The 10,028-nt window shown below is 39.7% G+C and carries 10 protein-coding genes; all 10 read left to right on the forward strand.

What is annotated here, in order from left to right:
- The first annotated feature begins 93 nt into the window (after positions 1-93).
- The 10 genes from R7O03_RS21905 to R7O03_RS21955 all read left to right on the forward strand — a co-directional run bounded on the left by R7O03_RS21905 (position 94) and on the right by R7O03_RS21955 (position 9,294).
- Positions 94-501, forward strand: coding sequence for a hypothetical protein (locus R7O03_RS21905; protein WP_171345237.1), 408 nt, complete (start codon positions 94-96; stop codon positions 499-501).
- Positions 502-839: 338 nt separating this feature from the next.
- Positions 840-1,028, forward strand: coding sequence for a hypothetical protein (locus R7O03_RS21910; RefSeq protein ID WP_225495367.1), 189 nt, complete (start codon positions 840-842; stop codon positions 1,026-1,028).
- Positions 1,029-1,854: 826 nt separating this feature from the next.
- Entirely contained in the window at positions 1,855-2,070 is a 216-nt protein-coding gene (locus tag R7O03_RS21920) for a hypothetical protein (protein ID WP_318132026.1), read from the forward strand.
- 175 nt (positions 2,071-2,245) lie between these two features.
- Entirely contained in the window at positions 2,246-2,704 is a 459-nt protein-coding gene (locus R7O03_RS21925) for a GNAT family N-acetyltransferase (RefSeq protein WP_318132027.1), read from the forward strand.
- Positions 2,705-2,865: 161 nt separating this feature from the next.
- Entirely contained in the window at positions 2,866-3,348 is a 483-nt protein-coding gene (locus R7O03_RS21930; RefSeq protein WP_318132028.1) for a nucleotidyltransferase domain-containing protein, read from the forward strand.
- A 977-nt stretch (positions 3,349-4,325) separates the two neighbouring features.
- Positions 4,326-4,640, forward strand: coding sequence for a hypothetical protein (locus tag R7O03_RS21935; protein ID WP_171345251.1), 315 nt, complete (start codon positions 4,326-4,328; stop codon positions 4,638-4,640).
- A gap of 145 nt (positions 4,641-4,785) precedes the next feature.
- Complete coding sequence (locus tag R7O03_RS21940) at positions 4,786-5,190, forward strand: hypothetical protein (RefSeq protein ID WP_005494818.1); 405 nt, start codon at positions 4,786-4,788, stop codon at positions 5,188-5,190.
- Positions 5,191-6,061: 871 nt separating this feature from the next.
- Positions 6,062-6,757: a hypothetical protein gene (locus tag R7O03_RS21945; RefSeq protein ID WP_130545445.1), complete on the forward strand. Its 696-nt coding sequence runs from the start codon at positions 6,062-6,064 to the stop codon at positions 6,755-6,757.
- A 9-nt stretch (positions 6,758-6,766) separates the two neighbouring features.
- Complete coding sequence (locus R7O03_RS21950; RefSeq protein ID WP_207220420.1) at positions 6,767-8,377, forward strand: hypothetical protein; 1,611 nt, start codon at positions 6,767-6,769, stop codon at positions 8,375-8,377.
- A 164-nt stretch (positions 8,378-8,541) separates the two neighbouring features.
- A complete protein-coding gene (locus R7O03_RS21955; RefSeq protein WP_318132029.1) occupies positions 8,542-9,294 on the forward strand; it encodes a hypothetical protein in 753 nt (250 codons plus the stop codon).
- Positions 9,295-10,028: the final 734 nt, after the last annotated feature.

Consider the following 10,028-nt stretch of genomic DNA (forward strand, 5'->3'; position numbering starts at 1 on the left):
TTTCATCGTTGGTTTCGTGTTTACGGTGGTATGGTTTAGTTTTGTGGTAGCGTTGCTCACACCTTAATGCGGCGTTAGCTGTTTAAGGAAAAAATGAGAAAATACGATAAGCCGCTATTCTGGCTGTATATAAAAACAAGAGACTCGTTGTTGTCATCTTTTAAGGGCTTTCTGGGAATGCTTTTAGTGTTGTTCGGGGCAGCAGTAGTTTTAGGTAATGAATCCCCCGAGAATGTCTGGATTTCGGTGGGAATCATTTTACTAGTATCTAGTCTTCCAGTCTCAATGGGCCTGATGATGGTAAAGCTCAAATTTAAGAGTTTTGCTGGGTCAATACCTACAGCAGAACTAGCGTATTTTTTACAGCACGATGAAGGTGCAAACTTAGATAAAGCTGTGAGAGGTTTATTTTCGTTATGCCTATCTTTTATGATTTACCTTTGGTTTACGATGGTAACTATCGCAGTACTCGGTATGTTGGGAGCAAAGCTCGTGTTGTAAAACACAGCTAACAAACTGTTTAAGAGGGATTCGCAACGCGTGGCATTTTCACTATGCGTTGGTTTTAGTGTTTAAGGCGGTATGCGGCGGCTTAGGTATTGCGTTGCTCACCCCTTAACAGGGCGTTAGTCGCCAGAAAAAGCTAGCAGTCAAAATCATGTTTCTAAGCTCAAAATGTGGCAGCTGTTTGTTTGGTATACAGATTCATCGTCGATGGTCAAAGCTCAGTTTCAGCAGTTTTAAGTCCATAGTTTTGCAAGTGTCCAAGCGGTTGTTTGTTCTTTGGTGCTGACAGAGCAGGGCAATCGAGATTCTGTTTTCGGTTGCAACTCTGCTCGGTGAGTTTGTTGGGTACAAAAGCCGATTTACTCGCTGAAATGACGTTTTCTCTGGTGTTGTCAGTTCTACGTGGTTTCAGTGACTTTGTTGAAAGTCCGCACTGTGAGATTGGCTTTCCAAAGGCTCTTTTTGGTGTTGTCAGTCCGTTTTCTGCGGCGCTGTTTTTTCTAAGTGGTTTCATTGAGTAGCCGTTTTGAGGCTACGCCTGACTTAAATGCATCAAAGCACATAAAGTTTGTTGTTCACAAAGTTTAGTTTGGCTTAAAATTGCCGCTTGGTGCCTCGCGACTAACAAACTGCTCAAGAGGGATTCGCAACGCGTGGCATTTTCACTATGCGTTGAATTAAGTGATTCAGGTGGTCTGCGGCGGCTTCGGTATTGCGTTGCTCACCCCTTAGCAGGGCGTTAACTGGCGCAGAAAATACGAAAGAACAATGATGCAGTTTCTAGGTTCAGAGGTTTAGCGTGTTCGGTCGGTTTCCTTAGCTGAGCTAATGCGAATAATTTCAGTTTTATACTTAAGTTTACTGATGTGAAAGGCGGCACAAAGCCTTCTAATAAAATAAGGCATTCGCGATTAGTTCGGCGCACTTACATCGCCGAAGTATGGTGTTGTGAGACGCATTTCAAACTAAAGATAAACGGTAATCTTTTGGTTAAATGCATATTTGGGTTAGCTTTTCTAATCATTAATTAGCAAAACGAGCTTTGGCGAAAGTGGCTGAAAGAACGGCGAAAACTGAAAGGCGCTCAGTTAACAAACTGTTCAAGAGGGATTCGCAACGCGTGGCATTTTTACTATGCGTTAGTTTTAGTGTTTAAGGTGGTATGCGGCGGCTTCGGTATTGCGTTGCTCACCCCTTAACAGGGCGTTAGTTTGCAAGAGGAAAAACGCAGCTGTACCGCCAGATCTAGTGGTAAAAGTTCAAAGTTGAAATTGTCGTATCGGCGTTCAATTTCAGTGTTAACTTGCGTGGTGTAAACTCAAAATTGGTATCGTTTCAACGGTTGATTTGTTCTTTGGTGCGGCGCCTTTTGGGTTAACTGAGTTGAACTTTTTCGCTGAAACTCTGCTCTTTGAGTTTGTCTGTGCAAAAGCCGATTTACTCGCTGAAATGACGTTTTCTCTGGTGTGGAAAATTCACGTGGTTTCATTGAGTAGCCGCTTTGAGACTAAGCCTGACTTAAGTGCATCAAAACACTTAAAGCTTATTGTTTGCAAAGTTTAAAATAACGTAAAATCAATGCTTTGGGTTTGAAAACTAACAAACTGCTCAAGAGGGATTCGCAACGCGTGGCATTTTTACTATGCGTTGAATTTAGTGATTAAGGCGGTTTGCGGCGGCTTTTGTATTGCGTTGCTCACCCCTTAGCAGGGCGTTATGTGCTTTGGTGGAAATGGATATGGAAATCACAATCAGGCGTATCGAAACAGAAAGCATTGAGGACAAAGGTATATTCGAGACTTTGTTTAGAGAGTACCTATCTGGATTCTCAGTTGAGCTAGATCTCTCAGTAATTGCTCAGTTATTTGCATTGCCTTATTTCCACGGATTTATCAGTTTTGTCGACGATAAGCCCGCCGGTTTTGCGGTTTGCTTTGAATCGTTTTCAACTTATCGTGCGCAAAGAGTGATGAATATCCATGACTTTATGGTGTCGGACAACTTTCGTGGTAAAGGTGTGGGCAAAGCGCAACTGAATGGTATCGAACAGTATTGTCGTGATAATGATTACCTCAAAATCACACTAGAGGTCGGTGATGATAATGTTGCAGCTAAAAAGCTTTACAGGTCATTGGACTACGAAGATTACAGAGTAGTTTTGAAAGGGCAGCAACATTGGCAAAAGTACCTTAATTAGCACGCACATAACAAACTGTTCAAGAGGGATTCGCAACGCGTGGCATTTTTACTATGCTTTGATTTTAGTGTTTAGGGTGGTTTGCGGAGGCTTCGGTATTGCGTTGCTCACCCCTTAACAGGGCGTTATGGCGCAGGGATAGAATCAGCTAAGGGAACTCTATGAGCGAGAAAGTAAAAGTAGCCTTGAACTGGCTCAAAGGTCTTTTGGAATCGGAGAATATCGAGTATCAAATAGTCGGTGGGTTGGCGGCAACGATTCATGGTGGCAGTCGTGAAGTCGCAGACATCGACCTCTATATCCACAATTCAGATGCAAAAAAAGTATTAGCTCACGTTTCACAGTATGTTTCTAAGCCACTTACTCGTTACTCGGAATATGGCTGGGACTTAGAGTATTTTCAGTTAATCTATCGAAATCAAAAAATTGAAATAGGTTTGGCTCAACATACCAAGATCCAATCTTCACTGAATGGTTCGTGGCACGAACTTGAAATCGACTTCTCAAAGTCAGTTGTCAAAAGCTATCAAGGTATTGAATTACAGGTCATTCCGGTTCATCAGTTGGTAGAATATAAGCGAATATTGGGTAGGGAAGTAGACCTCATAGACGTTCAGCAGTTAGCTTCAAGTTCAGCGCCATAACAAAGCATTTAAGGGTGATTCTCAACGCTTGGCATTTTTCATTCCATCGTTGAGTTCAGTGTTTACGGTGGTATGGTTAGGTTCAGTGGTCGCGTTGTTCACACCTTAATGCGGCGTTAGCTTAATTTCTTATCGTATGTCGATAAGGCAATTCATAAAGTGGTATCATTTGCGAAACTGATGAAGTAATAGAGAAAACATGAAAAAAGCAATATATCTAATTTGTCTCGCAATCTTGAGTGGATGTAACGAGTCCAAATATCCTGAGGGTATTAACTATGTTTCAGAAGCTAACAAGAATGTTTTTATTAACTACGATGGCAACAACATATACTCATTCAATAACTTAGATATAGACGAAGTTGTGGTTGGAAAGAGAATAGAAAATGATGCTTATGTAACTGAATTACACTTCACAATACAGTTCAGTAGTAAGCCAAGTAGAATACCTAAGACTATAAGCTTACAAGCTAACCAGTCGAATCTAAGCCTTTTTAAGTGTAGTGAATGCGAAAGCACCTATGAAAAATGGTCGAGAAAGTAAGCTAACAAAGCATTTAAGAGTGATTCGCAACGCTTGGCATTTTCGCTTCGCTCAAGTATAGCCAAGCGTCGCTCACACCTTAATGCGGCGTTAGCTTACCACGCATTTTTCAAGTGAGGATTTCTAAGTGAGTAGTACGTGGTTACCGATAATAAAAGACATTGTGGTCGCAGGTTCAGCATTTGGTGCTGCGTTTATAGCCTATCGTGGGCTAAGTACTTGGCAAAGAGAGTTAAAAGGTAAATCAGAATATTAGCTTGCAAAAGACGTTCTTCGTTCCGTCTATAAGGTTCGCGAAGCTTTCAAGCATGTTAGAAAACCTGCGATTATGGGGTACGAATACCCTGAAGAACTAACGACCCATTCAGGGCACTTGAAATCTGAAAGCCGGTATGAGGGAAACTCCCATGTATACCAAGAACGGTGGAAAAAAATGGATGCTGCATTTTCTGAATTAGAAGAACTTAATTTAGAGGCTCTGGTTGAATGGGGCTCTGAGCATCAGGATAAAATTGTACCGTTAAGGCGTTGTAGAGGTGAATTGCTTATGGCGATTCAAGATATGCTTCATAGATACAAGCACCCCGAAGAGGGAAACTGGAAAAATAAAGAAGAACAAGCTAATGAACGCTCTATACTTTACCACTTGGGAGACGACTCTAAACACGATAAATTTACTCCTGAGATAAACTCCGCCATTAAATTGTTTGAGGATTGGCTGAGAGTATATATATCGAGAAAAAAGTAAGCTAACAATCTGTTTAAGAGTGATTCGCAACGCGTGGCATTTTTACTATGCGTTGCGTTTGGTGTTTAAGGTGGCATGCGGCGGCATCGGTATTGCGTTGCTCACACCTTAACAGGGCGTTAGCCCTCAAGGAGAAAATATAAAATTGTTTGAAAATCATTTAAAAAGAACAAAGTTCTTGCTGTTTTTGCAGGGTATATCTGTTGCAGTTACTCTGTTTCTACTATTTACCTTGCTTGCCCAAGTAAATCAATTGAGCTCTTCGAGTCTTTTTCTCACATTTGCAATTGTTTTAGTGATGCTAAGCTTGAACTTGTCTAGTTTTTACGGGTTGTTAAAAAAGAAGCTTTGGGTATTTAAGTTAATGATCGTTCTTTATTTAATTCAGATGATAGGCATAGAAACACCTAACTTTTCCTTAGCCTTTTCTTTTGGAGTTGAAGTACCGATAAGTGTGAATGTTAATGAAGTAACAGTTTCTCTAAACTTACTGGCAATCTTGGTGGTTTGGTTGTCGTATACAAGTCTTAACCTTTTGAAAAAGGGCTAACAAATTGTTCAAGAGTGATTCGGCACGCGTGGCATTTTTACTATGCGTTGGTTTTAGTGGTTAAGGTGGTATGCGGAGGCTTCGGTATTGCGTGCCTCACACCTTAACAAGGCGTTAGTTTGCAAGAGGAAAATCGCAGCTATATCGCAATATCTAGTGGTAAAAGCTCAAAGTTGAAATTGTCGTATTGGCGTTCAATTTCAGTGTTAATTAACGTGGTAAAAATCCAAAAATTGGCATCGTTTCAACGGTTGGTTTGTTCTTTGGTGCGGCGACTTTTGGGTTAATTGAGTCGTACTTTTTTGCTGAAACTCTGCTCTGTGAGTTTATTGGTACAAAAGCAGATTTACTCGCTGCGAGGACGTTTTCTCTGGTGTGGTAAGTTCACGTGGTTTCAGTGAATTTGTTGAAAGTCCGCATTGTGAGATTGTCTTTCCAAAAGCAGTTTCTGGTGTTGTGCGTTCGCTTTCTGCGGCGTTGTTTGTTCCAAGTGGTTTCATTGACTAGCCGCTTTGAGACTACGCCTGACTTAAGTGCATCAAAGTACATATTGCTTGTTGTTTGCAAAGTTTAAAATAACGTAAAATCAACCCTTTGGGTCTGCAAACTAACAAACTGCTCAAGAGGGATTCGCAACGCGTGGCATATTTACTATGCGTTGAATTTAGTGATTAAGGTGGTTTGCGGCGGCTTTGTATTGCGTTGCTCACCCCTTAGCAGGGCGTTAGTTGTATCACGAGTGACGTGATCTCTTCCGAGTTTACATTATTGTGAGTTATGCAACTAGGATTTTTAGTTAATTGTCAGTATGATGCCCCTTAAATGCGGCCCTTGCCAAAAGGGCTTTTACAACAAACACTTGTGAATACATATGGACATTACGGCATACTTAGCTGAACTGAATAATAAGTCTCAAGCGATTTTTGACCAATCGTTACAAAACAAGCAGAAGCTAGGTGATTTTCATCACTTAGCTTCTTGTATCTATGAATTATCGGAGACGCTTAATGACCCTCAAGAAAAAGCCATCTTAACTAAGGTTAGTGTGCAATTAGAATCAGCTAACTTAAACTTAGTTTTAGGGCTCTATAGGCAAGCTTTTACTTCTCTTAGACTTGCTTTCGAAATGGGCTTAGCGGCTGCATATTTCTCCGCAAATAAGCTTGAATTGAATGAATGGCTTGATGGACGAGCAGATATCAAATGGTCAAAATTAATTGATGATGAATCCGGAGTTTTATCTCAAAGGTATTCGAAAGCTTTTTTTGTTGAATGTGACTCGTTTATGACAGAGTATCGAAGCAAAGCGCGGAAAACTTATCGTAGTTTATCCGAATATGTTCATGGAAACAATGAAACATGGAATGATGGTATGACAATAGAGTATAACCCTTCATTGTTTGACTTTTATTCTGGAAAATATGAAGAGGTATGCGACGTAATATTATTTACATTGATTTGTCGTTACGCCAAATCAATGTCAGAAACTGAGCGAGAATCTCTTCAGTTTGTCACAGAACAATATAATCATATCTCAGGAATTAGAGAACTCTTTGGTAGAGAATAGTAATATATTATGAGCGGATTTTATTTAAGAACGGAAAGTATTAAGCAAACGGATATACTCGATTTATCAGTGGTAAGCCCATCTGACGAGAACATCCTTACTGCATTAAAATCAAATGAGCCTTGTTTGCTTGAGGGGTCTAGAGGTACGGGTAAATCATTTTTAATGAGAGTTGCCGAGCTTCAAATGGAGCAAGATGACCCCTCTATTATATCAGTGTTTGTTCCTTTTAACATGAGCTCTTTGATACGAACTGAAGATAACTTACAGTTTTATCACTGGATGTTAGCTAAAACTCTAAAATATTTATTAAATAAATTAAGGCGTAAAGGTCTAGTTGTTTCTGGTTTAACTGCAAATTTATTAAGTAATGATGAAAGCGATACAGAAGACGCAGTTGAATTAGAGCTCAAAGAAATTGTTAAACTTTTTGAAGATTCCTATAAAGGTACTTCTAATATCGATATTTCTAGCCTTCCCGATATTGAAGATGTAAAAGAAGCAATAGAGATAATTTGTGAAGAAAATGGATTGGCTAGAATTATCTTTTTTTTCGATGAAGCAGCACACGTTTTTAGACCTGAACAACAAAGACAGTTTTTTAATCTTTTTAAAGATCTAAGGTCTCCTTATATAACTTGTAACGCAGCAATATATCCAGGTGTTACTCATTTTGGTGAGTCATTCGAGCTTATACATGATTGTATTTACAAAAAACTTGAAAGAAGTATAAAAGATTCAGACTATTTGGAATACTTCAAGGGAATTGTGCTTAAGCAAGCAGATGAAAAACTGAAAAGAGACATCGAGAAAAACCAAGAGCTCTTTAATACGTTAGCTCTTTCTAGTGGCGGTAACCCTAGAATGCTCTTAAGGACTATTCAAGACCTTAGCAAGTTGACTGTAAACAATGCGAATACTGTTATTAAGTCCTTTTATCGTAGCCAAATATGGGAAGAACACACAGAGCTAGGTGAGAAGTATAAGGGGCATCAGGCAGTCATTGACTGGGGTAGAGATTTTATCGAAAAATCAGTAATACCAAGAGTAAATGATTACAACGCAACTAGAAAAGAAAAATCGTTAGATGAATCAACCATCTATTTTTGGGTGCATAAAGACGCTCCTGAAGCAGTAAAAGAAGCATTACGGCTTCTGACTTATACAGGGATTATTCGTAAAATTAATAGTTCAATTAGGGCAACTCGAGCTGAGTTAGGCGCTAGGTACGAGATTAAATATGGTTGTATGATATCTTTAGAGAGTAGTCCACATTCTGAGTCCTACAATTTTTACAAGAACTTGTTGTTAAGCAAATATCCTGAATTTGGTAAAAATCACTCGTCGTATAGTGGTAGTGAAAATGTTTTGCATATTGATGATGAGCAGCAGTATGAAGCATCTCTTCAATCAATGCTTAAAAAGCCAATTGACGTATTGGTGCTATTAACGCAATGGCAAAAAGACAAATTAAAGGAAGCTGGTATCAACACAATCGAAGAACTACATAAGATGACAGAAGATACTTTAATCGAAAGCATTTACAATGTAGGACCGGCTAGAGCTCGATTGATGAAAAATGCAGCAGCTGCAGAGCTATTAGAATATATCTCTGGGTAATTAGCTTTTTGTTACTGCCAATACAACTAACAAACTGTTTAAGAGTGATTCGCAACGCGTGGCATTTTTACTGTGCGTTGCGTTTAGTGTTTAAAGTGGTATGCGGTGGCTTCGGTATTGCGTTGCTCACACCTTAACAGGGCGTTAAGCTACAAGGAGCAAAATTGGACATTATCAATCGAAATATATCGAGATTATCTTGGCTTGTGTTAGGGTTTTATTTCGCTGCCACGGTCATGGCATTTGCAGATGATCAAAAAAAGAACATAGTTGAAGTGTTTAATAGCCTTGGTGGCTTTATATCAGCAGGTGGTGCTATTGCCGCCATATTGACGGTTTTAGCGATGGTGCAATCTAGGAGGGAAGATAAAGAGCAAGATATCGTGAAATACTCTAACTATGTACTCTTTATGCTTGACCGACAGATTAGATATATAAGTATGTTTGGTGAAAATAACCTCAAAAAACATGAGCACCGCTCACTAAATGTAAAAGCATACTCGGTACTCGCAACTACATTTGACCCAAGTTTAGTTAATGTAATAAAAATTGAAGAGTCCATGTTTTTATTGAGCTTAGATCGTCCGGAATTGATAGCACAATTAGATGAAACACAAAGGGACTACTGCTCTATTGCCTCTCAAATAGAACAGAGAAACAAAATCTACTTAGCTAACTATCAAGCGATAATTCACGAAAATGAAATTGATATAGGCAGTAATGTTAACGTCGCTGAAATCAACGAATTGGTAGGTCAACCTGTAGTTAATGAATTAATGCTTTTGACGAGTCAAATGTATGAAATGTTGCCTTTGATACAACAACACCTTATTAGTGTTCAGCATGATCTATATAGCTTGCTTCAAGTGAAGTACCCTCGCTATAAGTTTCTACCTCCTGTGAGCAATGTAGCTTAACAAAGCGTTTAAGACGGATTCCCAACGCTTGGCATTTTGGGTTTGATTCAGCTTTAGTGTTTACGGCACAATGGTTTAGGTCAGGTGGTAGCGTTGCTCACCACTTAACGCGGCGTTAGTACGGGATTGGTATCAAAGGTCAAAATTTAGGTGTTTATCGGTTTTGTTTACCAGCTTTACACCTGAACGGGCGTGCCTTTCACGTTCTTTCCGGTGGCACTATATGCGGGGTTTCCGCTTTGACCTCACCGTTTACGGCTTCTAACTTTTTGGCTATTTCGTGAGTGCGGCTTCTCTTGTGTGGTTGGTTTTTGCCTTCAATTCGGTTCTTTGGTGTGGTTGTCAAAGTTCGGTGACCGAATCCTTTGCTAATTTGAAACTGGTCAAAATAGGTTAGTTTGGCGTGTTTTTCTTCTAGCCAACTTGCGTTTTGAGGCTAAGTTCTAGTTTCGCAGTTGTCCCTTTAGCTTCAGCGTTTTAAGCTAACAGTTTCGTGCTATATTTCAATATCTTGGTGCAAGTCAAAAGGTTCAAGAACAGCGTACTAACAAACAATTTAAGAGTGATTCGGCACGCGTGGCACTTTTGCAATGCGTTGGTTTTAGTGATTAAGGCGGTATGCGGCGGCATCGGCATCGCGTGCCTCACACCTTAATTGGGCGTTAGGTTTTCGGAGTCACATGAAGAAAATTCTGTTTATTTTGTGTACGTTGATGTCAGGAGTAGTAATGTCT

The sequence above is a fragment of the Vibrio sp. Vb2960 genome (assembly GCF_033337665.1).
GTDB classification, from domain to species: Bacteria; Pseudomonadota; Gammaproteobacteria; order Enterobacterales; family Vibrionaceae; genus Vibrio; species Vibrio alginolyticus.

Coding starts and splice junctions, on each gene's coding strand:
- R7O03_RS21930 (WP_318132028.1), top strand. CDS start 2,866: ATGAGCGAGAAAGTAAAAGTAGCCTTGAACTGGCTCAAAGGTCTTTTG.
- R7O03_RS21905 (WP_171345237.1), top strand. CDS start 94: ATGAGAAAATACGATAAGCCGCTATTCTGGCTGTATATAAAAACAAGA.
- R7O03_RS21935 (WP_171345251.1), top strand. CDS start 4,326: ATGGATGCTGCATTTTCTGAATTAGAAGAACTTAATTTAGAGGCTCTG.
- R7O03_RS21950 (WP_207220420.1), top strand. CDS start 6,767: ATGAGCGGATTTTATTTAAGAACGGAAAGTATTAAGCAAACGGATATA.
- R7O03_RS21925 (WP_318132027.1), top strand. CDS start 2,246: ATGGAAATCACAATCAGGCGTATCGAAACAGAAAGCATTGAGGACAAA.
- R7O03_RS21945 (WP_130545445.1), top strand. CDS start 6,062: ATGGACATTACGGCATACTTAGCTGAACTGAATAATAAGTCTCAAGCG.